This is a genomic window from Thioclava arctica (assembly GCF_040892615.1).
Classification (GTDB): domain Bacteria; phylum Pseudomonadota; class Alphaproteobacteria; order Rhodobacterales; family Rhodobacteraceae; genus Thioclava; species Thioclava arctica.
Map to the genome: position 1 here is coordinate 153,645 of NZ_JBFRYC010000003.1, position 26,253 is coordinate 179,897.

25 protein-coding genes and 1 tRNA gene are annotated in these 26,253 nt (G+C 58.3%); 14 read left to right on the forward strand and 12 right to left on the reverse strand.

The features are described 5' to 3' along the window. Nucleotides 1–26: 26 nt before the first annotated feature. The 7 genes from addA to regB all read right to left on the reverse strand — a co-directional run bounded on the left by addA (nt 27) and on the right by regB (nt 11,595). Nucleotides 27–3,419, reverse strand: coding sequence for a double-strand break repair helicase AddA (gene addA, locus AB4874_RS06315; RefSeq protein ID WP_368391342.1), 3,393 nt, complete (start codon nt 3,417–3,419; stop codon nt 27–29). Further along, nucleotides 3,416–6,358 (reverse strand): double-strand break repair protein AddB, encoded by a 2,943-nt coding sequence (addB, locus tag AB4874_RS06320; protein ID WP_368391343.1) that lies wholly within the window; start codon nt 6,356–6,358, stop codon nt 3,416–3,418. The genes addA and addB overlap by 4 nt, the downstream gene beginning before the upstream one ends. Further along, a complete protein-coding gene (locus AB4874_RS06325) occupies nt 6,358–7,047 on the reverse strand; it encodes a nucleotidyltransferase family protein (RefSeq protein WP_368391344.1) in 690 nt (229 codons plus the stop codon). The genes addB and AB4874_RS06325 overlap by 1 nt, the downstream gene beginning before the upstream one ends. Continuing rightward, a complete protein-coding gene (locus AB4874_RS06330; RefSeq protein ID WP_368391345.1) occupies nt 7,023–8,018 on the reverse strand; it encodes an aminoglycoside phosphotransferase family protein in 996 nt (331 codons plus the stop codon). The genes AB4874_RS06325 and AB4874_RS06330 overlap by 25 nt, the downstream gene beginning before the upstream one ends. After that, nucleotides 8,011–8,490 (reverse strand): tRNA (adenosine(37)-N6)-threonylcarbamoyltransferase complex ATPase subunit type 1 TsaE, encoded by a 480-nt coding sequence (tsaE, locus tag AB4874_RS06335; RefSeq protein ID WP_368391346.1) that lies wholly within the window; start codon nt 8,488–8,490, stop codon nt 8,011–8,013. Before tsaE ends, AB4874_RS06330 begins: the two co-directional genes overlap by 8 nt. A gap of 39 nt (nt 8,491–8,529) precedes the next feature. Next, on the reverse strand, nt 8,530–10,125 hold the full coding sequence (locus AB4874_RS06340; RefSeq protein WP_368391347.1) for a PAS-domain containing protein: 1,596 nt from the start codon (nt 10,123–10,125) through the stop codon (nt 8,530–8,532). A gap of 87 nt (nt 10,126–10,212) precedes the next feature. Beyond that, nucleotides 10,213–11,595: a sensor histidine kinase RegB gene (regB, locus tag AB4874_RS06345; RefSeq protein ID WP_295530802.1), complete on the reverse strand. Its 1,383-nt coding sequence runs from the start codon at nt 11,593–11,595 to the stop codon at nt 10,213–10,215. 105 nt (nt 11,596–11,700) lie between these two features. Between regB and AB4874_RS06350 the strand changes: the two genes are divergently transcribed. From AB4874_RS06350 to AB4874_RS06360, 3 genes are all read left to right on the forward strand, one after another. After that, nucleotides 11,701–12,345 carry an SCO family protein gene (locus AB4874_RS06350; protein ID WP_368391348.1) on the forward strand — a complete coding sequence of 215 codons (645 nt, stop codon included), beginning with the start codon at nt 11,701–11,703 and terminating at the stop codon, nt 12,343–12,345. Nucleotides 12,346–12,399: 54 nt separating this feature from the next. Then, nucleotides 12,400–12,954: an ActR/PrrA/RegA family redox response regulator transcription factor gene (locus tag AB4874_RS06355; protein WP_295530798.1), complete on the forward strand. Its 555-nt coding sequence runs from the start codon at nt 12,400–12,402 to the stop codon at nt 12,952–12,954. Between the two features lie 70 nt (nt 12,955–13,024). After that, entirely contained in the window at nt 13,025–13,333 is a 309-nt protein-coding gene (locus tag AB4874_RS06360) for an H-NS histone family protein (protein WP_295530795.1), read from the forward strand. 46 nt (nt 13,334–13,379) lie between these two features. On the opposite strand, the gene AB4874_RS06365 is transcribed toward AB4874_RS06360, so the two are convergent. After that, the gene (locus AB4874_RS06365; protein WP_368391349.1) at nt 13,380–13,970 is read right to left on the reverse strand and encodes an HD domain-containing protein; all 591 of its coding nucleotides are present in this window, start codon (nt 13,968–13,970) and stop codon (nt 13,380–13,382) included. A gap of 142 nt (nt 13,971–14,112) precedes the next feature. Here AB4874_RS06365 and AB4874_RS06370 point away from each other — a divergent pair, with 142 nt between their 5' ends. From AB4874_RS06370 to AB4874_RS06380, 3 genes are all read left to right on the forward strand, one after another. Further along, nucleotides 14,113–14,610 carry a hypothetical protein gene (locus AB4874_RS06370; protein ID WP_368391350.1) on the forward strand — a complete coding sequence of 166 codons (498 nt, stop codon included), beginning with the start codon at nt 14,113–14,115 and terminating at the stop codon, nt 14,608–14,610. Between the two features lie 76 nt (nt 14,611–14,686). Beyond that, the gene (gene ahcY, locus AB4874_RS06375) at nt 14,687–16,078 is read left to right on the forward strand and encodes an adenosylhomocysteinase (protein ID WP_368391351.1); all 1,392 of its coding nucleotides are present in this window, start codon (nt 14,687–14,689) and stop codon (nt 16,076–16,078) included. A gap of 202 nt (nt 16,079–16,280) precedes the next feature. Continuing rightward, the gene (locus tag AB4874_RS06380; RefSeq protein ID WP_368391352.1) at nt 16,281–16,622 is read left to right on the forward strand and encodes a DUF2853 family protein; all 342 of its coding nucleotides are present in this window, start codon (nt 16,281–16,283) and stop codon (nt 16,620–16,622) included. 54 nt (nt 16,623–16,676) lie between these two features. Here AB4874_RS06380 and AB4874_RS06385 read toward each other — a convergent pair whose 3' ends face one another. Further along, nucleotides 16,677–17,291, reverse strand: coding sequence for an enoyl-CoA hydratase/isomerase family protein (locus AB4874_RS06385; protein WP_368391353.1), 615 nt, complete (start codon nt 17,289–17,291; stop codon nt 16,677–16,679). 116 nt (nt 17,292–17,407) lie between these two features. Here AB4874_RS06385 and AB4874_RS06390 point away from each other — a divergent pair, with 116 nt between their 5' ends. The 3 genes from AB4874_RS06390 to AB4874_RS06400 all read left to right on the forward strand — a co-directional run bounded on the left by AB4874_RS06390 (nt 17,408) and on the right by AB4874_RS06400 (nt 21,085). Beyond that, a complete protein-coding gene (locus AB4874_RS06390; protein WP_368391354.1) occupies nt 17,408–18,895 on the forward strand; it encodes a DUF2125 domain-containing protein in 1,488 nt (495 codons plus the stop codon). 68 nt (nt 18,896–18,963) lie between these two features. Beyond that, a complete protein-coding gene (locus AB4874_RS06395; protein WP_368391355.1) occupies nt 18,964–20,313 on the forward strand; it encodes a TldD/PmbA family protein in 1,350 nt (449 codons plus the stop codon). Next, nucleotides 20,300–21,085, forward strand: a complete 786-nt coding sequence (locus tag AB4874_RS06400; RefSeq protein WP_368391356.1) for a 3'(2'),5'-bisphosphate nucleotidase CysQ — start codon at nt 20,300–20,302, stop codon at nt 21,083–21,085. Before AB4874_RS06395 ends, AB4874_RS06400 begins: the two co-directional genes overlap by 14 nt. 6 nt (nt 21,086–21,091) lie before the next feature. Here AB4874_RS06400 and AB4874_RS06405 read toward each other — a convergent pair whose 3' ends face one another. Next, complete coding sequence (locus AB4874_RS06405) at nt 21,092–21,721, reverse strand: NrsF family protein (protein WP_368391357.1); 630 nt, start codon at nt 21,719–21,721, stop codon at nt 21,092–21,094. Then, the gene (locus AB4874_RS06410) at nt 21,718–22,266 is read right to left on the reverse strand and encodes a sigma-70 family RNA polymerase sigma factor (RefSeq protein ID WP_295530768.1); all 549 of its coding nucleotides are present in this window, start codon (nt 22,264–22,266) and stop codon (nt 21,718–21,720) included. The genes AB4874_RS06405 and AB4874_RS06410 overlap by 4 nt, the downstream gene beginning before the upstream one ends. A 144-nt stretch (nt 22,267–22,410) precedes the next feature. On the opposite strand from AB4874_RS06410, the gene AB4874_RS06415 reads away from it, so the two are divergent. The 4 genes from AB4874_RS06415 to AB4874_RS06430 are packed head-to-tail and all read left to right on the forward strand — an operon-like array spanning nt 22,411 to nt 24,790. Beyond that, nucleotides 22,411–22,692 carry a BufA1 family periplasmic bufferin-type metallophore gene (locus AB4874_RS06415; RefSeq protein WP_295530766.1) on the forward strand — a complete coding sequence of 94 codons (282 nt, stop codon included), beginning with the start codon at nt 22,411–22,413 and terminating at the stop codon, nt 22,690–22,692. 55 nt (nt 22,693–22,747) lie between these two features. Then, a complete protein-coding gene (bufB, locus tag AB4874_RS06420; RefSeq protein WP_368391358.1) occupies nt 22,748–23,587 on the forward strand; it encodes an MNIO family bufferin maturase in 840 nt (279 codons plus the stop codon). Next, complete coding sequence (locus tag AB4874_RS06425) at nt 23,571–24,326, forward strand: HvfC/BufC family peptide modification chaperone (RefSeq protein WP_368391359.1); 756 nt, start codon at nt 23,571–23,573, stop codon at nt 24,324–24,326. The genes bufB and AB4874_RS06425 overlap by 17 nt, the downstream gene beginning before the upstream one ends. Continuing rightward, entirely contained in the window at nt 24,323–24,790 is a 468-nt protein-coding gene (locus AB4874_RS06430; protein ID WP_368391360.1) for a DoxX family protein, read from the forward strand. The genes AB4874_RS06425 and AB4874_RS06430 overlap by 4 nt, the downstream gene beginning before the upstream one ends. 211 nt (nt 24,791–25,001) lie before the next feature. On the opposite strand, the gene AB4874_RS06435 is transcribed toward AB4874_RS06430, so the two are convergent. Then, nucleotides 25,002–25,086, reverse strand: a tRNA-Leu gene (locus AB4874_RS06435). A gap of 160 nt (nt 25,087–25,246) precedes the next feature. Between AB4874_RS06435 and AB4874_RS06440 the strand changes: the two genes are divergently transcribed. Beyond that, nucleotides 25,247–26,236, forward strand: a complete 990-nt coding sequence (locus tag AB4874_RS06440; RefSeq protein ID WP_368391361.1) for a complex I NDUFA9 subunit family protein — start codon at nt 25,247–25,249, stop codon at nt 26,234–26,236. Nucleotides 26,237–26,253: the final 17 nt, after the last annotated feature.

Genomic DNA, 26,253 nt, shown 5'->3' on the forward strand with positions numbered 1-26,253 from the left:
GAACGTATGGTCCGCCCCGGCCTGCGTCAAGATACAGGGGGTGTGCGCAATGACGCATCAAGCTGTGCGTCACTGAGCGGCATCACCTCGCCCGAGGCCGTCCACAAAATAGCGCAGCGCACTGGCATGCCAGGATGGATCAGGCGCAATGCCCCGCGATAGGCTGCCATCTGACGCACGATCCCGGTTGGCACCTGATCGGGCGTTTCGGGCACTACGGCGTTAGATTTGTAATCAAGCACACGAATTTCATCCGCATCAATCACTAGCCGGTCGATGAAGCCATGGATGCGCCGATGACCCAACTCGGGCAGTTCGGCGCTGATCTCGACCTCGGCCAGGGCACTCTCACTCAACCAAGGCGCCAAGTTCGGGGCCGTCAAAACGCGAACAGCTTCGGCCAAAACAGGCTCTATTTCGTCCCAAAGCAGAGCGTCCTCCCCATAACCAAGAAGCGAGCGGGCGACGTCGGGCCACTCGGCTTGATCGCGCTGCGGCAGATGTTCGAGCAAAAGGTGCAATTGACGCCCACGTCGCTTCGCAGCCTCCTCATCAAGCAGCGCCCCCTCACCGGGCAACGCCTTGGCTCCGCCAAGGTCAGAGGGTGAAAGAGGCGCTTCGGTCTGCACGACATTTGGCGCAGACTGAAAGATCCAATCGGGAAGCTCATTCACAGATGGTTCACGGGTATTGGCATGTGGGACACCCAAAGCCTCAGGCCAGTTGCCATGACTATGTCGCTGCAATTCGCCAAGGTCTTTTAGCGGCGCGCCACAGGCAGAAACCGTCTCTAGTCCCGCCAATTTCATGCCTTCAGCGATGCGCGAATACCAACTGTCCTCGCCCTCGCCCGTCTTGCCGGCGGCCGCGACGATCAACCATTTCTCTGCCCGCGTCATCGCCACATAAAGCAAGCGCAGCGCCTCCGCTTCGCGTTGCGCGGCGCTTCGTTGTTGCGCTTGACGTTGCGCATCGGGTGCGGCCTCTTTGGTGACGCTCCAGCCTGCGACCTCACCCTCCAAGCGCACCACCTGGGCATCGTTTTTCGGTTTGCGCTCCGCGGTATCGGGCAAGATCACGATCGGGGATTCCAGCCCCTTTGAGCCATGCACGGTCATCACCCGAATGGCACGCCCCGCCCCTTCCAGCTGGCGCTTGACCTCAACCTCGTCCGCCTCGAGCCATCCCAGAAACCCGGTCAGGCTTGGCACTTCGCTGCGTTCAAAGGCCAATGCCTGCGATATCAGTTCATCGATGCCGTCTTCTGCCTCTGCACCCAACCGTGATAATAGCCGCTCACGCCCGGCATGACGCGTCAAAAGCCGCTCGATCAGCTCAAACGGTCGCAGAAAATCCGCTTGATCGCGCAAGTCGTGCAAGATTGCGAGCGTGTCGGGGCGCGTTTCAGATTTGCGCAGCGCCTGCCACAAATAGCCCTCGCGGGCATGCGCCAAGTCATAGACTTCCGCCTCGCTCCAACACAAAAGCGGTGAACGAAGCGCTTCGGCCAAAGACAAATCATCCTCGGGGGTCGCAAGAAACGCCAGAAGCGCGCGGATATCGCGCACCGCCAGCTCGGCACCCAATTTCAAGCGATCCGCACCCGCAACTTGCAAATTGGTCGCTTTGCACGCGCGAATGGTTTCAGCGAACAAATCAGAACGCCGACGCACGAGGATCAGGAAATCGCCCTCATGCACCGGTCGCGCGCCCTCGGGTGCATCGCGATCTGGAATTTGGACGCCCTGATCAATCATTGCGCGAATTTCAGACGCAATCGCGCGGGCCAGCACCACCGTATCCGAGGTTTCGCCCACCAGATCGACGGGATCTTGCCAGTCGCTGTCCTCTTTTTGGGTCTCTTGCGCGACCACTGGCCAGAGATCGACTCGCCCCGGCAACTCCGCCTGAAACGCGATGTGGTTTGGCGGCCCGCCCAGACCCTGCACCGCCCCCTGCGCAAAGCTGAGATCAACGACGCGCAAAATCGCTGCCGAAGAGCGAAAGGAATGCTCCAGTTCCAGCGGACGCAGCGGCGCGCCGATACCTTCGAATTTCGCCTGAAAGTGGCTCTGCATCGCCTCAAAATGCTCAAGGTCCGCACCTTGAAAGGAATAGATCGACTGCTTGCGATCCCCCACGACAAACAAAGTTCGATCCGCCTCGCGCGCGCCCTGACCCGAGGTGAATTCATCTGCGATCCGTTCGATCACGCGCCACTGGCCGGGGCTGGTATCTTGGGCCTCATCAACCAGAATATGATCAATGCCACCATCAAGCTTGAACAACACCCATTGCGCGACTGAGGGATTCGACAGAAGCGCCGCCGCTCGTTCAATCAGATCATCGAAATCAAGCCATCCTCGTTGCGCTTTGTAGCGCGCAATTCGAGGCAGATATATCTGTGCGAACCGATGCAGCACATGGCTGCGCTCTGCCGCAGCAAAGGCTAGTCGCTCTTCTCGGGCACTCGCCACCCGCTCGGCCAAATCCTTGAGCCCCTCGCAGACCGCCTCCCCAAGCTTGTTCTGCAAGGCCTTGGTCAAAAGTTTATCGCCCTTGGGGCCAAACGGCACCGTCGCGGTCCCCTTGTTGTTCATCACATCGGCCAAGCGTTCCAATGCAGTCAGATCAAGCGACTCAATTTGCGAGAATACGACACCCAGCTTCTGGTCATTTGCACTGCTCGCCAAACAGGCAGGAGCGGCGGATTGGATCAACTCTAGATCACCCGCCTCAAAGACGCGGTTCGTGATAGCTTGCGCCGTCAGATCACCGGGCAAACCATAGCTGCGGAAAATATCTGAGAGATTACGGCTTGGAATGAAAAAGGCTCTGTTCTGGCTGATTTCGCGACAAATTACTCCAAGGTCTTCGCCAGAATAGGCCAGCAAAACCGCGTCGAGCACCGCGCGATCCGGGCCAAGCGCAATCTCTTCCAGAAGATCTTCGCGCATCAAGTCGCCAGCGCGATCATCCATTTCGCTGAACCCATGAGGCACCTCAGCCTCCAAAGGAAACCGGCGCAAAAGCGAGGCGCAGAACGCGTGGATCGTTTGAATTTTCAGACCACCCGGCGTCTCGATCGCTTTCGCAAAAAGGCGTCGCGCGTCAGCAAGGCGTTCATCTGTAATCACACCCTCTTCGCCCAGATCTGCGAGATATGTCCGAAGCTTGACCTCCTCCATCATGGCCCAACCGCCAAGCAATTTCAAAAGCCGGTTCTGCATCTCTGCGGCAGCGGCCTTGGTGTAGGTGAGGCACAAAATCCGCTGCGGCTCGGTCCCGTTCAGCAGCATCCTTGCGACTCGATCGGTCAGAACCTTGGTCTTGCCCGAGCCCGCATTCGCGCCAAGCCAGACAGAATCGCGCGGCATAGAGGCCTGAATTTGCCGTTGGCTCGCCTCGTCACGACTCATCCAAGTTCCTCCGGTTCGGGCTTATCGGTCACATCCCATTCGCCAAAACGCGAGAGTAGGTCGTAGTCGCTACGGTCGGGCGTCTTTTGCATGGCGCGCCGCGCGGTGAACCCTTGCGACGGGCGCTGATACCGCGCAACCAATTCGCGCAATCGCGCCCAAGCCTCGTCGGGGGTCTCGGTGCGATCCTTCGATTTGCCTTTGACCTCCCGGGTCTCGCCGCGACCGCCAAGACGCACATATGTCATCTCCCGAACGGTTCGCGCCCCAAGCCCCTCAAACGCGCCGCGCTCGACCATCGCAGCTTCAAGCAACATCTGCTTGTTGAACGCGATGATCTCGGCTTCGCTTGGCAACGCGCCCGATTTATAGTCGTAAATTCGGACCGTCCCGTCGCTGAGCAGATCTATTCTGTCAGGCTTCGCTGTGATCGTGAAATCGTCATTTTCAAGCGGAATAGTGACCTTTTCTTCAATCACGGCGGGTGTGCCAGATTGCCATCTTTGCACTTCATCCTCGCTAAAGGTCTGGGCGATGCGCGCAATCCGCGCGCGCCAGATCCGTCGTGTGCTGGGCCAAGGCACCTCAGTCTCCAGAACAGCATCCGTGATCGCCATCAACCGATCACGCGCGGCATCTGCAGTCTCTTCAACCGCGCGCGTTCGGGTGAACCGCTCAACGATTTCGTGCAAGATTTGGCCGCGCAACAGAGGGTCAGGCGCCGGGCGCATCGGATCGAGCGGAAAGAGTCGCAACACGCGCTTGGCATAGATCGCGTAGGGGTCGCGGATAAGGGTCTGCACCGCCGTAACCGATAGGTTCTTGGGCCGCTGCGGCACCGGTGGTTTCGGCGACGGACGTGTGGCGGGGGACAGCTGCGTTCGGGGCGCTTCAAAGGCTTTGACCATCTCCAGCCATCGCACGCCTCGTTTACGCATCGCGTCGATCGCGTCGGGTCCATGCTGATCTGGCAAGCCTTGAACGAGGTTCAAAATGCGGTTGAGCCAGCGTGAGGGGATCGTTTCTGCCTCGGCATCGCGCCGCGCACGGCTCAAAACTACCCGTTTCGACCCGAGCGCTTGCTGAAAATCATGCGCCGACAGACCGATTTGACGTTCGGGCAATAACAACCCCGCCGCAAGCCGCATTTGCCGCGACAACCAAGGATCAGGCGCGGGGGCTTCGGGCCAACTTCCCTCATTCAGCCCGCCGCAAATCAGTAGCTCCGCACCCTGCGCGCGCGCCTCGAGCGTGCCCCAAATAGCAATCAGCGGATGCGACGCCATGCCGCTGCGCACGATCCCGCTTTGCAAATGTCGGTTGATCAAGTCGGCATAGGCCGAGGGCGAGATTTCACCGCCATGCGCAGCTTCGCGCTGCAACTCTTGCATCAAACGAAGCGCCTCACGCCCACCTTCTTCGCGCCACAGCTCGCTGGTTTCAACGCAGCCTTCTGGACCGGCGGCGATCAGGCTCGTCAACGCCAAATGAGTGTCTACATTGGCGGAAAGAGGCGCTTTCTCTGGTGCAGCGAACCCGTCTAAGACGCCCGACAACCAATCGACCCAAACCGTGCGATCTTGGGCTTTCTTCTCGGCCCAAATCCGCAAAGCATCGGGCGCGGGAAACGCCGGGCCATTGCGCCGTAGCTCGAGTTCGAGGTCTCGGGTCAGACGCAAATGCTGACCACGCGCGGTCGCCCCTGCGCCCGTCGCGCATAGCGGATGCTTCAACAGCACCAGAAGATCAGCAATCGTCAGCGCCTGCCCCCGAAACGATGCAACATGGCGCAATAAGCGCCCTGGCGCTGTTTGTTGCAGTGGTTGGCCGGCGCTGTCATCTGGGATGATTCCCCATCGATCCAGCGCAGAGGTCACCCGACGCGCAAGCAGGCGGTCCGGGGTGATCAACGCGGCACGCGTGCCAGTTTCTGCCGCCTCGCGCAGGACCAACGCGAGGGCCAAGGCCTCCTCTCGTGGATCGCGCGCCTCGATCAAAGTAAGCCCTTGGCAAGCCTCACGCAGGTCACCAAGCTCGCGCCCTTCGCTGCGCCACTGATCCGTGACAGGTGCCGGGCGCAACGCAAGCGAGATCAAGCGATTGCGCGCACGGTCATGTGGGTCAATGTCACGCCATTCGCCGACATCGCCAATAGCCAGATCCATCTTGTCCAGCAACGCGCGAAAGCGAAACTGAGGGTGATCCTCGATCGGAAACACGCCGGAATAGAGACTTTTCCATGCGGCATCCGTCATCTCGCGATCAAAACCCGGCAAGATGATGGTGCCATTTTCAAGTGTCGCCACCGCACACATGAACGCCGCAGTCGCCCCGCGCGACCCCGTGGAGCCCGCAACGATAACGGGATCTTTGGGAGGGTGCGTTTCCCAACCCTGCGCGATCGCCTCTACGATCTGGCGCTGGCGCGCCTCGGAATCCAACGCAGCATCGTCGTCAAAGTAGCGCGCGACGATACGGATGAAATCAAGACTGCGACGCCAATGTTCGGCATGGCTCTCCGCAATTTCGAGGTCCTCAAGTACATCAGGATGAACCCCTTCGCTTTGCATCTCGGCCATCAGTGCAGAGAGGCTCTCGGCCAGTGCGAAATGGCTAGAGCCAGCCTCAAACGCCGGAATGGCTCGGGTCAATTGTTCAACCAATTGCGCCAGTTCAAGCTTGCGCCGCAACGATGATACCGCAAGCGGCAAGCCTGCAAGCGGGTCTTGTCCCAAATCGCTGACAAGGCGTAGGCGCGGCAAATAGCGCGCCCCAGAGCGTTGAAATTCTTCGCGAACGCGGCGCAGCATGCGGCCCGAGTTCAGATAAAGCTGAACGCGCGCGATGGCCTCCGGCGGCTGCGATTGCATACGCTCCAGTAGACCGGTGACCAGTTCTTTGGGGAAGTCCACACCCGGTGGAAGCGCAAAGACAGCCATCAAGCGCGTCCTTCAAGCAGGGTTTCAGCCAAAGCGATTGAGCTGACTTGGCCAACGTCACACCAACCGCCCTCATAGACCACACCATAGACCCGCCGACCGGCGATCATCGCGTCCCACAGCAGATTGAGCGAGAAGACATCCTCAGAAACAGAGCCTATTTCCGCAGGATTCAGGATTTGCGCCCCGGTGTAGACATAGCCCTCGCCACGCGTGAGCCGCCCTTGCGCATCCATCGTGAAATCCCCTGCGCCCCGATGCCCCATCGCATTTTCCGGGCGCACCAAGGCAAGCAGCGCATCCATCTTTGTGCCATCCCAATGATCGCGAAGTTGCGTGATCACATTTTCTCCGCGCCAGACAGCATCGGTGTTCAATGTCATCACCGGCCCCTCACCAAGCAGCCCAAGCGCCTTACGCAAGCCACCACCGGTCTCAAGAATTTGCGCCCGCTCATCCGAGATCAAGACGTTGCGGCCGATCAAATGGGCTTCGATCTGATCCGCGAGGTAATGAACATTTGCAACCACCCGTTCAACTTTTGCCGCCTCGATTAACTCCAGGGCATGATCAATCAACGGCTTGCCCGCCACTTCGACCAAGGGCTTGGGACGGGTCTGGGTCAACGCCCCCATGCGCGTACCAAACCCGGCAGCGAACAGCATTAAGGATTGCGGCGTGTCGCGCATGCGGCCTCCAGTTCGGCAATACGTTCGGCGGTTGGCGCGGGATAGGCGGCGCGCAGATCTTGAGCGATGTCGCCCAGAGCCGGGTGGCGCAGATTGAGTTCAATATTGCGCCAGACCCGTGGCATCAGTGCCAGATAGCCCGGCTTGCCATCACGCAGACAGAGTCGTGCGAAAATTCCCAGAATGCGAAGCGCTCTTTGGGTGCCCAGTAAGGCATAAATCGCAGCGAAGCGGCCCGGTTCAATCCCACTTTGCGTCGCAAACCGCACGATTTCGCGGTCTGCGCAAACGTGCGATACGTCGCGGCGCGCATCTTGCAAGGCAGAGACCAAGTCATAGGCTGGATGACACAGCACCGCATCCTGAAAATCTAACAGGCCAAGGCCGCGCACGCCCGGACGATCAAGCAGAATAATGTTCTCGGCATGGAAATCGCGCAAGCAAATCCCGCTCGGTTCTAGCGCTAAATCGGTGTAAAGCGCTGCGATCTTTTCGGCCAACCGCGCGGCGATCTCAGGCGACAGACAGGGATACCATGCGGGGGTCAGCGCCAATAGCTCTGCCAGCGCGGGACCATTCAGAAGCGGCAAGTCATCGGGCGGCGAGACGTCTTGCAGCGCCAACAAAAGATCGGTGATGCGCCCATAGATTTCGGCCTCGCGGGCGGGCGACTCCGTCAAGGCGCGCGCCGCCAATGTGTCGCCGAAATCCTCGAGGAGAAGAAAACCATCATGCTCGGCACGCGCAAGCACCTTGGGCGTCGAAAACCCAGCCTGCGCAAGATGGGCTCCGATGCGCAAGAACCGAGCCATTTCGTCCCCCGGCTCGGCCTTCATCAAGACCGCTGTTTCACCTTTTTGCGTCAGTCGATCATAGCTGCGCGCAGAGGCATCGCCAGCCAACGGCTCGCGTGTCGCATCGGCCCAGCCCGCCCGCAGCAAAAATCGGTCCAGCGCGCTGGGGTCAACCATTCCAACGCTCCCTAATCCGGTCCGCCAAGGCGATATTCCCGCTCAGGCAAACCCGGCGCGAGCGTCCCTCATCCACCAATTCAAACGAGAGTGTCAGAGCATTTTTAGGCGCGTTAGAGCCTAATCGATCCGGCCATTCAATAAGACAGATCGCTGTTTCAAAAGCACTCTCAAGCCCCAATTCGAACAGCTCGTCGGGATGGCTCAGCCGATACAGGTCGGCATGCCAAATCTCGCAATCCGCCTCGTAGGTTTGAACGAGCGTAAAGGTCGGTGAGGGCACATCTTCATGCAAACCCTGTGCCGCCAAACGATGCTGAATCAGCGCTCGAGCGAAGTGGGTCTTGCCCGCCCCGATCTGCCCTTCGAGCAGCAAGACATCGCCGCGGTTCAGCACCTCGGACACGACCGCGCCAAACCGGCTGGTCGCGTCAGGATCGGGCAAATTCAGGCAGGGCGCAGGTGATTGCATGGCGCGAGTTTTACGCCCCTGCCCGCGCTCTGCAAGGGGTTAACCATGCGCGATTAGGTTCGTCTTGCGTCGAGGCGTTGCGGCGCGCTTGGTGCTTGTGACGACGGGGTTCAGAAATCGCACCATCAATGCGCCGCTATTGAGGGTGTTCAGCTGGCATGTCAGGACCTGCCCATCGCGCAGCGAAATCGTTTCGCTCAAGCTGTCGCGCATGCCAATCCGATTGGCACGCTCGCGCAGTTTCGCCCAAAATGCGGTCGGCTTGCAGCCTTGTTGCCAATGCCCGATTGCATCAATCAGGGTCATCTGGCCCAAAACCGCCTCGGGATCGAGCGACCACATTCGCGCATAGGCGCTGTTGGACAGCAGCAATTCCCCGCTGGATTGGAACACCGCGACAGCATCCTCGATCTGATCAAGCACTTCATGACTCATCTCTAACTCGGCCCGGAAGCGACGGGTTGCCGCGATTTCCACCGAGATATCTTCGAACAGAAACGCCACGGCCCCATCGGGATGCGGACGCCCGGTCACGCGATAGGTCTGCCCACCCGGCAGGCTCCATGTTTCGGAATGAAACCCGGCTGCGGCAGCATTTTCAAGCTCGGTCATCTGCAAACGCCAACTGCGATAGTCCTTGGGTTCGGGCATCATCCGCGCCTCACGAAGGCGATCAAGAAAGGCATAAAGCGTCGGGCGACCCGACAAAAATTGCGGACTGAGTTGGAGCAGATCAATCAGCGCAGGGTTGAACAGTTGCAACTGCCGTTGGCGATCAAAAATCGCGAGCCCGATGGGCAGATCCGCGAACGTCTTGGTCAAAGTCTGCACAAAGTCGCGCAATGCCTTTTCTGCACGCACGGTCGCATCGGCGGGCAGCGCAAAATGCAGCACGCTCGAATGCAGCGCAAAAGAGTGACAGTCATACCAGGATTTGGCGCCATCAACGGTATCCAAAGCCAACCTTCGCGGCCCCGTGGCGACCAGATCCGTGTCGATTTGAAACAAAGAAGGGAGCGGCCAGACGAACCCGTCTTCCGTGGCCTCAAATGCGCCTGACTTCAAAATATAGGCTCGGTTCGCCCAGCCGATGACACCGTTTTCATCCTCGCGCCACGCCAATGCAGGCGAGCGGTCCAGCGTTTGGCGCATCATTTCCAACTCATCTTCAAGCGCACATTGCGACAGGCTGTCGACCAGCACTCCGTGACCCTCAGCATTGGGATCGCTCAGCGTAATGCGCGCCAGCCCGTTCACATTTTCGGCGATCAGTTGCAGCGGTCGCAGCTCGCAGTCACCCTCTTTGCCCGTCAGTTCGATCCGTCCACGTTCCGCCAAAGACGCCATCTGCGCGGTAAAGTCCCGAAAGCGCGGCGCAATAAACGCTGACAGACGCGCCCAATCGCTGGCGCCCATCGGAGTCGCCTCAAGCAGCGCACGTGCCGGGCCACTGGCATCGACCAGCACCTCGTCATCAAACAGGAAAACGGTTTCTTCCAGCTCCGGATGTGTGGCAGTAGCGCGCCTCGACGCAACGCCGTCCCCTATGACATTCCATAGGATAATAAGCGCCAGCACGCCCGAGCCAATCGAGGTAAGCGCAATCAGCGCAGCCTCAAACCAAACATTTGCCATCACCTGGCCTCTCTTACCTGTCCCGAGGCAAGAATGGGTGAGAAGAGGTTAATGCCCCGTTAAGCAAAACTGGCAAATTTGAGAAATTTAAACGGTGATCGGTTGGTTGAGACCGAGCGCACCATTTTCAGGGGCGAGAATTTGGGCGGCAGGCCAGCGCACCTCGACCACCGCCCCACAGCGCAACGGCTTATCTGACTGCGCGCCATAGGGTGCATCGCCATTGTAAAACGCAAGCTGCGCCCCGGTGCGTTCAAGCAGGGTCTTTGCAATGAAAACACCCAAGCCCATGCCCTCATATTCCTTGCGCTCAGAGGCATTGGAGCGCGGCTGCAAGAACGGGTCGCCAATGCGGCTCAACACATTGCTGGGATAGCCACGCCCATCATCGCTGACCCGCACGCGGATCGTCTCATTATCCCATTCCGCCTCGACCCAGACGGTGGTGCGCGCGAAATCCACCGCGTTTTGCACAAAATTGCGCAGCGCGTGGATCAGTTCAGGATAGCGGTAGATCGTGGGCTGGCGTTCGCTCCCGCCCGGCAGGGGCCGCGTATCGAAAAGAATGTCGATGCCGCGCTCAAAATGCGGTTCCGCTGCCTCGCGCAGCACCGCCAAAAGCGGGGCTGTGCGCAGATGCAAATCGTCTTTGCCCGCCCGCCCCATCGAGTGCAAAATATCGCGGCACCGATCCGCTTGCTCGCGGATCAACAGCGCATCGTCGCGCAGCTCGGGATAGGCATCCAACTCATCGGCCAGCTCGGACGACACCAGTTTAATCGTCGCCAAAGGCGTGCCCAGCTCATGCGCGGCGGCGGCTACCACCCCGCCCAGATCGGTTAGCTTCTGTTCACGCGCCAACGCCAGTTGCGTCGCACGCAACGCATCACCCATCGAACGGTTCTCGTTGGAAATCGTATGCGCGTAAGCCCCCAGAAACGCGACGCCAATCACAATTGCCAGCCAATAGCCAAACTCAAAAACCGCAGGCACGGTCAGAACTTCGCCTGAATGCGTCTCAAGCGGCAGATAGACCAGCGCGACGATCGAGATCATCACCATCGTCGCCAAACCCAAAATGATCGTGGCCGAGCTTTTGAGCGCCGTCGCCGCGATCGTCACCGGAACCAGAATTAACAACGCAAAGGGGTTATTCAGCCCGCCCGTAATCGACAACAGCAGCGCCAGTTGCGCCATATCGAACATCAAAGTGGCAGCAGCTTCGGTCTGGGTCAGCCGTTTGGTGTCGGGAAACAGATAGATCGCGACAATATTTGCCGCGACCGCCGCGCCGACAGTCGCTAGGCACAGCGGCAAATCCAAGGCGATATCATAAACGTAATAAGTGATCATGATGGCGCCAAGCTGCCCCACAATCGCCGCCCAGCGCAGATAAATCAGCGTGCGCAGACGCACCCAATCCTGATGCGTTTCAGGGGGACCAAGCTGAGCCTCGTGGCGCTGGGACATTTTTTCTCCGCGTCGAAAGGGCGCAGTGAATAAAAACCTGCACCAAAGCATTGATAGTCGCCCGCTCTCGCGCGATCAATGGAGTGTGATGAAGGAGCATTCACAATGAAAACATCCACCGCCGCACTCGCCGCCGCCGCCATCGTCGCGATGGGCCTTGGTGCAGCTTGGTTTTCCATCTCGCGCAACGAAAACCGCGATATTTTTGCGCAATGCCGATCCAGCGTGGTTGCCGGTGGCACTGATCAAATCGGCGGTCCGTTCACCCTGACCGATGAAAACGGCAAACAGGTGACCAACAAGGACGTGATCACCGAACCAAGCCTTTTGTATTTCGGCTATACCTATTGCCCCGATGTTTGCCCGCTGGACAATGCGCGCAATGCCGAGGCGACCGAACTGCTTGCGAAAAAAGGCTATTCGGTGACGCCGGTCTTTATCTCCGTCGATACTGAACGCGACACGCCAGAGCTGCTCAAGGAATTCACCGACATCATGGACCCGAAAATGATCGGGCTGACGGGCACTCCTGAGCAAATCAAGCAGGTCTCAAAGGAATATCGCACCTACTATAAGGTACAAAATCCGGGCGACCCTTACACGCTGATCGACCATTCGACGCAAAGCTATCTGGTGTTTCCCGATATCGGCTTTGTCGAATACTTCAACCGCGACACGCCACCTGCAGAAATGGCCGACCGTATCGGTTGTTTTATTGACGCGTGGAAGGGTGCGAAAAGCGGAAATTGACCGCAGAGGCGCAACCTCTTAGAACCAGACAAGCGCAACACGCCGGGGATTGATATGGTAGACGAAAACAACGCCGATATCGGGCAGGATCGTTCGCTTCTTCTCGTCGATGACGACGTGCCGTTTCTGACCCGTCTTGCACGGGCAATGGAAAAGCGCGGATTTGAACCCCAGACCGCCGAAACAGTGGCCGCCGGGCGCGCCATCGTGCAGTCAAGCGCGCCAGCTTATGCCGTTATCGATCTGCGGCTTGAGGATGGCAGCGGGCTGGATGTCGTCGAATTGTTGCGTGAAAAACGCGCTGATGCCCGGATTGTCGTGCTGACCGGCTATGGTGCAATCGCTACGGCAGTTGCGGCGGTAAAGATGGGCGCGACGGATTATCTTGCGAAACCTGCCGATGCGACCGACATTACGAATGCGCTATTGGCCCGCGGCGAAGATCTGCCGCCACCGCCCGAAAACCCAATGAGCGCGGATCGCGTGCGCTGGGAACACATCCAGCGCGTTTACGAATTATGCGATCGTAATGTTTCGGAAACAGCGCGTCGGTTAAATATGCATCGCCGGACGTTGCAGCGAATTCTTGCCAAGCGCAGCCCACGGTAACTAAAATCTAACTTGCAAATCTATAGAATATGTTATGTTTACCCGAATAACCAGTAATCGAGGTATTCACATGGATCTAGAAAATATGCCGCTGGACGAGCTAAAATCGCTCCGCAAGCGGGTCGATAAGGCAATCGAGTCGTTTCAGGATCGCAAGAAAAAAGAAGCGATCGACCAGCTTGAAAAAACCGCCCGTGATATGGGCTATTCTTTGGCAGAGCTGACCAGCGCTGGTGGCGTCAAGCCGCGCCGCACGGTGGCACCGAAATACGCCAATCCTGCCGATGCAAGCCAGACTTGGACCGGGCGTGGACGCAAGCCGCTTTGGGTGCAAGCCGCACTGGATGCAGGCAAGTCGATGGATGATCTCGCGATCTGAAACTAACTCGATCGCATTAAAAGGGCCCGCTAATAGCGGGCCTTTTTCAGATCGCCATCCGCGTCAGCAAATCCGCGTGACGCTGGGTGTAATCCTTACGCACCAGCGATGGCGGGCGCAGGCGAATTTCATAATCCGCCGCGACTTGCGCATCAATCTTGCCAAAAATACGATCTGCTTCAATCTTTGAAAATCCCGCGATCTGCTCGGCTTCAAGGCGGGCCGAAAGGATATCGGCCTTTTTGATTGCGCGCTTTATTTTGACAGGCAAGGCTGCGGGCAGGCCAAAACGGATATGCACTGCCGCAACAAGCCGCGTATCCAGTTCGCCATAGCCTTCACCAATCGCCGCTTTTACCGGGCTGATCATATCGCCCAGAACATATTCCGGCGCGTCGTGCAGAAGGGCTGCCAATTGCCAGCGCGGGTCAGATTTCGGATTCTGACGGGTGAAAATCTGCTCGACCAAAAGCGAATGCTCAGCCACCGAATAGGGCCAATCCCCGAACGTCTGCCCGTTCCAGCGTGCTACAAAAGCAAGTCCATGCGCGATATCCTCGACCTCGATATCAACTGGCGTCGGATCCAGCAGATCCAGTCGACGCCCCGAGAGCATTCTTTGCCACGCGCGTTTCATCCGAAAATCCGCTCCATGCATATTTAACCAAAGGCCTTCAGACCCCTAGCCAAGACCGGTTCGCATGTAAACTCAAGCTTTCGCGGGAACATTTCACTTCATCATGCGTTTTGGGTTCAACACTTAGTGAGAGGAGGGCTGCATGAAGTTCTCACAGTCAAAAGTTATCTTCGCTGGCGTTCTGGCGCTTAGCATTCCCGCAACGATCGCCTTGGCGAGCGTGAGCAATACCGTCGACTTGCAGGTGGAAACGCCTCGTCAGATTATGCTGGACGGCTATGTGGGCAATGGTCGCCCGATGGATTCAGACACTGCCAATATTCCTTATGGCGACCTGTCCGCCTTTGACAAAATCACCACAATCGGAATGTCGCAATCTCCGGATGTGCCGTACTGCGACCATCGTGGCAAGATGCTCAAAGTGCTTGACCATGATTTTGCGGAAAGTCCGCAGTTTGAAAAATCTCTCGGGCCGCATCGCAAGCTGGAATTGTTGGGCTCCAAGGTTATGGGCACTTGGACGGCGCTATACACCCGCGCTGATGGCGTGTCGTGCGTGGTCTCTTCCGGGATTGACTGGAAAAGCGGCGACAACCCGATTGCTCTGCTGCACAAAGAAGGCATTTTGCCCGCCACCTGACAACGTTCAGTGCCGTTATTGCCGGGTTAAGTTACCAGTGCTACATACGGCGCAAATGAACTTTTAGGAGCCGAGCATGGCCGACTACATCGTCAAGGATATCTCGCTGGCCGATTATGGCCGCAAGGAACTCGACATTGCTGAAACCGAAATGCCGGGCCTGATGGCGTGTCGGGAAGAATTTGGCACGACGAAGCCCCTCAAAGGCGCGCGGATCGCGGGGTCGTTGCACATGACTGTCCAGACCGCCGTGCTGATCGAGACGCTCAAGGCGTTGGGCGCAGATGTGCGTTGGGCCAGCTGCAACATCTATTCGACGCAAGACCACGCAGCGGCCGCGATTGCGGCGGGCGGCACGCCTGTCTTCGCGATCAAGGGCGAGACGCTGGAAGATTACTGGTCTTATACCGACAAGATTTTCCAGTTCCCCGAGGGGACTTGCAACATGATCCTCGACGATGGCGGCGATGCGACGATGTATATCCTGCTGGGCGCGCGGGTCGAGGCGGGCGAAACCGATATTATCGAAGTGCCCACCTCGGACGAGGAAATCTGCCTGTTCAATCAGATCAAAAAGCGTCTCAAAGAAAGCCCCGGCTGGTTCACCAAACAGCGTGACGCCATTCAGGGCGTGTCCGAGGAAACGACGACCGGCGTGCATCGCCTGTATGATCTGCACAAAAAGGGCCTGCTGCCCTTCCCCGCGATCAATGTGAATGACAGCGTCACCAAATCGAAATTCGACAATAAATATGGCTGTAAGGAATCGCTCGTTGACGGCATCCGCCGCGCCACCGACGTGATGATGGCGGGCAAGGTCGCCGTGGTCTGCGGCTATGGCGATGTGGGCAAGGGCTGCGCGGCGTCGCTATTGGGCGCAGGCGCGCGCGTCAAGGTCACCGAGGTCGACCCGATCTGCGCGCTACAAGCCGCGATGGATGGGTTTGAGGTCGTAATCCTTGAGGATGTTGTGGATAGCGCCGACATCTTCATCACCACCACCGGCAATAAAGACATCATCCGCATCGAGCATATGCGCGAGATGAAAAACATGGCGATCGTTGGCAATATCGGCCATTTCGACAATGAAATTCAGGTCGCCAATCTCAAGAACCACAAATGGACCAATATCAAGGAACAGGTCGACATGATCGAGATGCCCTCGGGCAATCGCATCATTTTGCTGTCCGAAGGACGTTTGTTGAACCTTGGCAATGCCACTGGTCACCCGTCTTTCGTGATGTCGGCCTCCTTCACCAACCAAGTGCTGGCACAGATCGAGTTGTGGACCAAGGGCGACGAGTATCAGCCCGGCGTCTATATCCTGCCCAAAGCGCTGGACGAGAAAGTCGCGCGTCTGCATCTGGATCGGATTGGCGTCAAGCTAACCCAACTGCGTCCCGATCAGGCGTCCTATATCGGCGTGACCGTGGACGGCCCTTATAAGCCGGAACATTACCGCTACTAAAATCAGCGTTCGTGCAAACGCCAAAGCCGCGCCTCCGGGCGCGGTTTTTCTTTGCCTCCCCTTCCCCTGCAATCTCGCAGCAAGGGGCCATTGGTCGCACAGAATTCCGCGGGTGGAGATTTGGCTTTGTAATTTTGCTATATCGTCCTACCCTGCCTGCGCCTGATTTCTGCAGGACAAAACATTTCTACAGGTGGGACACATGGGAAAAAGAGACGAGCTGATCGCCAAATATGCGGACGATCTGAAAAGCAAATGCGGCATGACCCCGGATATGGCTTTGCTGACCAAAGTGACGATCGGCTGCGGGCCCTCGATCTATAATGCCGACGCCTCGACCGTCGCTGGATCGGATAAATCCGAGCTTGAGACCGTCAAGAACAACTTCCTCGTCAAAAAGCTCGGACTGGCCGATGGCCCCGCGCTGATGGATGCGATCGATTCCGTGATCGAGACCTATGGCCGCTCTGAGCGCAGCAAATATCGCGCCGTGGTCTATTACATGCTCGTAAAGCATTTCGGCAAAGAAAGCATGTTTGCTTAAACGCAGGCTTGTGCCCAAATCAAAAGCCCGGGGGTTTGCCTCCGGGCTTTTTCGTCAATCAATCAATGCCTTGATTGCACCAACATGAGCGGCTTTCGCGCCCAGCGCATCGCTGGCCAACTCTTGCACCGTTGCAAGCAGGCGATCGGGGGCGACAATGCGGTCGATCAACCCCCAAAGATGCGCCTCTTCGACCGGCACTTTCTGCCCCGCCATCAATATCATCTTTGTGCGCGCTGGCCCGATCAGTCCCACCATCCGCTTGGGATCGGAGGGTTGGGGCAAAAACCCGAGTTTCATTACCGGATAAAACACCTTCGCACCCGGCACAGCGATACGCAGATCACATGCCAGCGCCATGCCCATTGCGCCCCCCGCCAAAGTGCCGTTGAGCGCTGCGATACTCAGACACGGCAGCGCTGCAATCGCCCCTGAAAGCCGCTCCCAGACCGGATCCGTGGCAAGTCCGGCGCGCGCCTCATCCAGGTCGGCCCCCGCCGAAAACACCCTGCCGGCCCCGGTGATCGCGAAAACACGCGCCCCTTCGACCCGCGCCCGTTGCGCAATATCGGCTATTTCTGCCAGCATTTCGCCCGTCAGAGAGTTCGCTTTGTCCGGCCGATCAAGGGTGACAAGCCAAAAACCTTCGTCAATCGTGAGCCGGATCATGCACATCTCCGTTTCTGGGCGGTTTGATAGGCTTTATCAGCGCCGCTGCCCCTTGACCATTATCCAAGGTCACAAGAGGATAGCGCCAAGATCTAGGTATCAGGAAAGGTGCGTTTATGGCACGGGTCAATACGGCTGGAATCGGCGCGCTTTGCGTCTCGCTGCTCTCGACGACGGCCGCTTTTGCGGATGTCACGCCCGAACAGGTCTGGGATGCTTGGCAAAAAGGCTATGAGGCCTATGGCTATCAGGTGCTTAGCGGCAGCACAGACCGTCAGGGCGACACACTCAACGTATCTGATGTGAAACTGGTCAATGAAGTGAATGATTCGAGTTTCACCATGACCATCCCTGAGATCAAACTGCGCGATCGCGGCGATGGCACCGTCGAGGCTACGCTTGCTGACAAAATGACCGCTGAGGCAACCGCCGATCTGCCGAAAAAAGACCCGATGCAGATGAGTATGGTGATGACCCAAAAGGGCACCTCGGTCATCGTGTCGGGTTCACCCGAGGATATGATCTACGATATCACCGCCCCGAACATGACGATCGAGGTGGATCAGAAAATCGGCAAAGAAGGTGCGACGATGCCGGTTAAGGTCTGGGCCTCGATCGACAACACGACCGGGCGCTATGAGATGAAGCAGGGCGATAGCCATGACGTCACCTCGCAAGTCAAAAGCGCTATGGTGAAATTCACCGCCTCGGGCGCCGACCCGGAATCGAGCGGCACATTCAACATGAGCGGCCAGCTTGCCGATCTTGATTACTCCGGCAATTTCATTCTGCCCAATGGCGCCGCGATGGAGAAGCTTGATGAAGCGCTGAGCGCTGGCATGAACCTCGATTTTAAAGCGAGCTACGGTCCAAGCAATTATGAGCTCACGGCGGATTCCAAGGAAGGCCCCGTGACCATCAAAAGCAGTGCCGATACAGGCACAATCGACGTCAAAATGGCCAAGGACGGCATACATTACGCTGCAACCGGGACCAAGGCCAAGATCGACATGACCTCTCAAAAGCTGCCCTTCCCGGTCTCGGCGGCGCTGGACGAAATGGACGCTGACTTCACCATCCCGGTGACCTCTTCGACCGACACCCAGCCCTATAAGGCGAAGATTGCGCTCAAGGGGCTGACACTGTCAGACAACGTCTGGTCGCTGTTTGATCCGCAAGGCAAGCTGCCGCGTGATCCTGCAAGCTTGGTCATTGATCTTTCGGGCAACACAACGGTAACCTCTGATCTGTTCTCACCCGAGGCTGCAAATATGCCTGCCCCACCGCTCAAGGTGGACAGTGCCGATGTAAACGCGCTGCAACTGACCGTTGCAGGGGCGGATCTGCGCGGCACTGGTGCGCTGAAATTTGACAATTCCGGGCCGGTCCCGAAACCCGTTGGCACGCTTGATTTTACCCTGAAAGGCGCAAATGCCCTGATGGATAACCTCGTAGCTGCCGGGCTTGTGCCGCAAGATCAGGTGATGTTCGGTCGGATGATGCTGGGCCTTTACGCCAAGCCCACCGGCGATGATGAGATGCAGTCGCAAGTTGAATTCAAAGATGGCGGGGAAATCCTCGTCAATGGTCAACGCGTCCAGTAAGAGACGCAGCAGAACAACCGGGGCCGTCCGGCGCGACCGGGCGGCCCCGAGTCTTTCATGAGGTAAGCATGACCGAGCAATCCCTGCCCAAGCTGACCGAAGCATTGCTGGCAGCCGCAAAGCGCGCCGGCGCAACCGAGGCCGATGCGATCGCCGTTGATGGCCGATCCGTCGCGATTGATGTACGCGCAGGTCAGCTTGAACAGGCCGAACGCGCTGAGGGGGTCGAGATCGGTCTGCGGGTGTTGATGGACGGGCGTCAGGCCTGTGTCTCGGCCTCGGATATTTCCGCCCGCACCATGGAGCAAATGGCCGAACGTGCCGTCGCCATGGCCCGCGAGGCCCCGCGCGATCCCTATATCGGGCTTGCCGACCCCGCCGATCTGGCCAAGGACTGGGATGCCGACGCTCTGGAATTGGCCGACCCTAGCGACGAACCCGCCGCCGCCGCTTTGCAAGAAGACGCGCGCATGGCCGAGGCGGCCGCGCTTGCGGTGACGGGCGTTGATCAGGTGCAATCGGCCTCTGCCGCCTACAGCTTTCGTCGCATTCATATGGCCGCAAGCAACGGGTTCAGCGGTGGCTACAGCCGCAGTTCCCGCTCGACCTCTGCCGTGGCGATCTCGGGCGAGGGCCTCGCGATGGAGCGCGACTGGGCCGCCGAAAGCCGCATTTTTCAGGCCGATTTGCCCGGTGCCGCCGAAATCGGGCGTCTTGCGGGCGAACGCGCAGCGGCCCGTGCCAATCCGCGCCGCCCGAAAACGGGTGCCTATCCGGTGCTGCTGGACGAACGTATCTCGGGCTCGCTGATCGGGCATCTTTTGGCAGCGGTGAACGGTCAAGCAATTGCGCGCGGGGCCTCATGGCTGCGTGACGCGATGGATCAGCCGGTGCTTCCCGATGCGCTTTCGCTGATCGAAGAGCCCCATCGCAAACGTGTTTCGGGCTCGCGTCCGTTTGATGCCGAGGGCCTGCCAACGATGCGCCGCGCCATTGTCGACAGCGGTGTGTTGCGCAGCTGGACTCTTGATCTGGCAACGGCGCGCAAGCTGGGGCTGACCTCGACCGCCAATGCCGGGCGCGGCACCTCAGCCCCACCATCACCCGGCACCGGCAATGTGACACTGACCCAAGGCGATCAGAGCCGCGCCGATCTGCTGGCTGACATGGGCACGGGGCTGTTGGTGACCTCGTTCATCGGCGCCACGATCAACCCCAATACCGGCGATTATTCACGCGGCGCGTCGGGCTTTTGGGTCGAGAACGGCGAGATTCAGTATCCCGTCAACGAATGCACAATCGCGGGCAATCTGCGCGAGATGTTGCGCTCGATCCGTCCAGCTAATGATGCCCGCCTCCACCTGAGCCAGATCGTGCCATCCCTTTTGATCGAAGGGATGACGCTTGCCGGAGACTGATTTGACGCTTCTGCGCGAGGCTGCCGAAGAGGCGGGAAAGATCGCGCTGCGCTATTGGAAAAATGCCCCTGAAGCCTGGGATAAGGGCGATGGGGCGGGCCCTGTTTCTGAGGCTGATCTTGCCGTGAATGCAATGCTCGAAGATGCGTTGCGCACGGCCCGGCCTGATTACGGCTGGCTGTCTGAAGAAAGCGTCGATGACCCCGCGCGTCTTGGCGCAGACTACTGCTTCATCATCGATCCGATTGATGGCACGCGCGCTTATTTGCAAGGGGATGGCGGATTTGCCCACGCGCTTGCGGTGACAAAGGCCGGGCGCGTGGTGGCTGGTGTCGTGCATATGCCCGCTCTGGGCATGACCTATAGTGCGGTGCTTGATGGCCCTGCGATGCTGAACGGCATGCAGATTACCACAAATACCCGCGCAGAAATCGCTGGCGCAGAGGTACTGACGTCGAAGCTTTCGGACAATCCAAGCCAATGGAAACGCGGCGTGCCGGGCTATCAGCGCCATTTCCGCTCGTCTCTGGCTTGGCGGCTATGTCTGGTTGCTGAGGGGCAGTTCGACGCGACAATTTCAATGCGGCCGGCGTGGGAATGGGACACGGCCGCCGCAAGCTTGATTGCCGAACGCGCAGGTCTGTACACGACCGATCGAGAGGGTAGGCCCCTGCGTTTTAACGCGCCGATGCCGCAAGCCAACGGGCTGATCGTAGCCAACCCCGCACTGCATGCCGCCTTTTTGGACGAACTCGCCGTTCTGCCGGGCTGAGCGCGTTCACCAACGCAACACAGAGCGCCCGATCAAGGCGCCAAGCCCCGCGGTGATCGCGATCCCGGCCCCATACCATGTGACATAGAATAGCGGGCTATCTTCGGTGCAATGAAGCGCATAGATCGCGGTGCCCAAGCCCCCGGCTGCAAGCCCCGCGATCAGCCCCGCGCGCATCGGCGCCATCACGGCCCCGCGTCGCAAAGCCACCAAAAACGCCGCCAGCAATGGCACAGAAAGCGCCGGAATAGAGACTAAACAAGGCAGAATTGTCTTGCCGGTAAATTCCATCATCCGTGCCTGGGACGGCGTGGTGAGATACGCAAACACCAACAACCCAAGTCCAAGCATCGGGATAATCCACAGCCAAGCCAATCGCGCGCGCGCCAAGGGCTGCGCAAGACGCAATGCCAAAGGTGCCGCCAAAATCCCCAGCAAAAGCGGTAGCGCCAGCTTGGGTAAGACTTCGGGCGAAAGCAGGGTCTGGGAAAGCGGAAAGCGCACGCCCAAGCCCACTGCCATCGCAGCAAAAGAAAACAGCGCAGCGGGAAGCAACAGACGCCAGAGAACAGCGCCAGGAAGCGGCTCTGCGACCCGGTCACTGCCCAGCATGTTCAGCAGATCATCCGTTTTCATATCTCGATCAGCCTTTCTCTTAGCTCGGCCAGTTTCTTGAGGCTCCGATGCAGCATGACCCGCACTGCGCCCTCGCTCATGTTCAGCATGTCACCAGTCTCAGCAATAGAGTGTCCCTCAAGCCCAATCGCGCGCACCAGTTGCGCTGCGCGGGGCTCAAGGTGGTCAATCACCCTCTCGATATCGTTGCGCTCGGTCGGGTCCGAAACCGGCTCGGCAGGCAAAACCTCAACAAAATCATCAAGCGGCACGTGCACGCGTCGCCCGCGTTTACGAAACGCATCGACCACCTTGTGACGCGCAATCGCGTAGCACCAAGGGGCCGCCGGTTCATCTTCGCGCCAAGTGTGGCGCTTGAGGTGGATCGCCAAAAGCACCTCTTGCACCACATCCTCACAATCGTCTGGCGGCAATCCCGCCGAACGCCCGCGCACAACTCCACGCAAAACCGGCGTAACCGCGTGCAGGAATGCCTTATAGGCCTGCGCATCACCTGCATTGGCGGCACGCAGCAATCGCGTCCAATCTGCTTGGCGATCATGCATCATTCTGTCCCTTCGCCACGCAACATCCGTTCGTTACAGCCCGCTCGGAAAATAAATTTTGCACACATATCGTAACGCTTTGGTGCGCGGTTGCGAATGGTTTACAGGGCCGCACCGTGCCCGCAACCAATTTGGGAGAGTAAAATGAGCAAGATCGAAACCACCTTGGGTATCGCCGCCGCCGTCACCTGTGCCTTGGGCATCGCCACCGCAGCACAGGCCGACGATATGTCAAAGAAGATGGAGAAATGTTTTGGCGTAGCGCTCGCGGGCCAGAACGATTGCGCCGCCGGTCCCGGCACCACCTGCGCTGGCACCGCCACGATGGACTATCAAGGCAACGCCTGGAAGCTTGTCCCAGCAGGCACTTGTGCCGAGATCAAGACGCCTCATGGCATGGGCTCGCTTGAGCCGATCAAAATGTGATCACACTTCTGGGGCAGGCTTGTGTCTGCCCCATTACCCAATCACGGAGGCGCAAATGTTACCTGCAAAAACGGGCCTCGGCTTCAAGCCAGAGCATTTTCCAGCGATAATAGAGACACAACCTGACTTGGGCTTCTTTGAGGTTCACGCCGAGAACTATATGAATGCTGGCGGCATGCCGCATGCGATGCTCGAGCGGCTTCGCGAGGATTATGCCATCTCGGTCCATGGTGTCGGACTTTCGATTGGCGGTCCAGATCCGCTGGACGAGACCCATCTGACTCGCCTCAAGACATTATGCGACCGCTATCAGCCCGAAAGCTTTTCCGAGCATCTCGCCTGGGCAAGTCATGGGGGCACCTGGATGCATGACCTCCTGCCTCTCCCCTATACCGCTGAGACGCTGGATATCGTGTGTGAACACATAGATCGCCTGCAAGAGGTTCTTGGCCGCAAGATTTTACTCGAAAACCCAGCGACTTATCTGACATTCGCACAATCCGACATTCCCGAAACCGTATTTCTCGCACAGATCGCGCAGCGCACAGGCTGTGGTCTGTTGTTGGATGTGAACAATGTCTTCGTCTCTTGCGTGAACCATCGCAGCGATCCGCGTGCCTATCTTGATGCCTTTGCAATGCACGCAGTTGGGGAAATCCATTTGGCGGGTCATGACAGCGAAGAGTTGCCCTCGGGCCCGCTTTTGATCGACTCGCATGGCAAGGCGGTGAGTGAGCCCGTGTGGGCACTTTATGGTGAGATAGTCTCGAAATTTGGCCCCATTCCAAGCCTGGTTGAATGGGACAATGACGTGCCTGACTTTGCCACGCTCATGGCCGAGGCGCATCGTGCCGCCCAATTTCTTGCGGACACGCGCCATGCCCTCGCATCTTGAGTTCGCCCGCAGTTTCCAAACCGCGCTTGGCAGCGATCATCTCCCTTTGGGGGCGCAAGCGGGTGATCCGGCAGAGATTGCCCAGCGCTTCAATGTCTATCGCAACAATGTCGCCTACGGGCTTTCGCGTGCCCTGGCACGGCAGTTTCCCGCGGTTGAGCGCCTGGTCGGCACGGACTGTTTTGCGGGCGTGGCGCAGATATTCATCGAACACCACCCCCCGCGCAGCCCGAATTTAACCGACTGGGGCGTTGAGTTTCCCGAGTTTTTGGCTTCGTTAGAGACACTTTCGACGCTCCCCTATCTTCGCGATGTTGCGCGTATCGAATGGGCACGCAGCCGGGCCTATCACGCTTGCGATGCCAAACCTGCTAGCTCAGAGCGGCTCAAGAGTTTGGCCCAGCACCATAGCATCTGCCTGCACGCCTCTGTGCAAGTGCTGAACCTCGCGACGCCTGCTGGAAGCATCTGGGCGTCTCAGCAACCCGGTGGCCCCGCGCCGCCAGCACCGGAGAATTGGCTTCCCGAAACGGTGCTGATCGCGCGGCGCGGCGTTGCAAGCATGATCACTGAGCAGATCCCGCCAGAGATTGGATGTTTTCTGCAACAGATTCTGGCCCGACAAACGCTTGCAACCGCATGCACCACAGCGGGACCAGACTTTGATCTCACTGAGGCGCTGGTCCTTTTGATCCGCAACGATCTAATCACAGATATCAATGATGGGAGGATGAAATGACGTTTCAGACCTTGGAAAAAAGCACCAATCAGAGACTGATTCACCTATATTCGCACGTCACAAAGCTGGGTGGACGTATTCCAGATAGCGTCGTCTTGCTGGCCGCTCGCCTTTTTCCGGCCGTTATCTTTTGGCAATCCGGTCGCACCAAAGTTGATGGCCTCTCAATCAAGGACTCGACCTACACGCTGTTTGAGCAGATCTATGCCCTACCCGTCATTCCCCCACATATCGCAGCGGTTGCCGCGACCTTTGCCGAGCATCTGATGCCGATCTTTCTGGTTTTGGGTCTCTTTACGCGTGCGTCTGCGCTGGCTTTGCTGGTGATGACACTTGTCATTCAAATTTTTGTCTTTCCGGATGCGTGGCTAACGCATGGGCTTTGGGCAATCTGCTTTCTGATCGTAATCGCGAAAGGACCCGGTGTTTTGTCGCTCGATAAGATTCTACGATTGGAGCGCTGATGCGACACTTCCCAATCCGTCCTCGCCATAGCTGAATGACAATTTCGACCGAGACCTCGTCGTTCGAAGAAATACGATCAAGGCGCATCACTCAATTTTCAATGACATGGCCGCAAATCGTTTAAGAAAGACCCAGCTCTCTTCATTTGTGGGAACGGGGCGACAAAATAGAAAGAGCCCCAAGAAACTGAGTTTCTTGGGGCTCTTTTTTTGGTGCCCAGGAGAGGACTCGAACCTCCACGCCTTGCGGCACACGGACCTGAACCGTGCGCGTCTACCAATTCCGCCACCTGGGCAGGTGTCGTGGAGCGCGATCTATAGAGGCCCGAAGGCACTGTCAACGGGGCAGGGCACGAATTTTCGCGACACCGGCTTGTGAGACGCCTTAGGCCTTGTTCCTGATGGGGCAAGGCGGTAATCAAGATACGAATTCTTTGCAAGGAAAGGCCTGTGCGCATGTCCAAGCTGGTCACGATCTATGGCGGTTCGGGGTTTGTCGGACGCTATATTGCACGCAGGCTCGCCAAAGAGGGCTGGCGCATTCGCGTGGCTGTACGCCGCCCCAATGAAGCGCTGTTTGTCAAATCCTATGGCGCTGTCGGTCAAGTAGAGCCGGTGCTATGCAACATTCGCGACGAAGACAGCGTGCGCGCCGTGATGTTTGGCGCCGATGCGGTGATCAATTGCGTGGGCATCCTCGTGAACGAGGGCAAGAACAAGTTTGATTCGGTTCAGACAGCCGGGGCTGCGCGGGTCGCGCGCATTGCCGCTGAACAAGGTATTGCGAAACTGGTGCAAATCTCTGCCATTGGAGCGGATGCCGACAGCCAAAGCGCCTATGCGCGCAGCAAAATGGCGGGCGAGACCGCCGTGCTAGAGGCCTATCCACAGGCCGTAATCCTGCGGCCGTCGATTATCTTTGGCAATGAAGACGGGTTCTTCAATAAATTCGCAGCGATGTCGCGGCTTACGCCTGTTGTCCCGATCACCGGTGGCGATACGAAATTCCAGCCTGTCTATGTCGATGACGTAGCTCAGGTCGCCGCGATGGCTGCAAATGGCAATGTCATCCCCGGGATCTACGAACTTGGCGGGCCCGACGTCGAAACCTTCCGTGATCTGGTCAAGAAAATGCTTGGCTTGATCAATCGCCGTCGCTTTGTGGTCTCGCTGCCATTCTGGCTCGCGGGCATGATGGGTGGCGTGTTTGATTTGGTTCAGACGGTCTCTGGCGGACTGTTGGTCAACCGCATCCTGACGCGCGATCAGGTGAAGAACCTGCGTGCCGATAATGTGGTGGCTGCTGATGCCAAGGGTTTCGCTGATCTGGGCATCACGCCGATGGCGATGGACGCGGTGCTTGAGGGCTATCTGTGGCGCTTTCGTCCTGGCGGTCAGTATGACGCGATCAAAGCCTCTGCCAAAAATCTGCATAAGTCTTTGTGATTAAGCGCGGTTTGCGC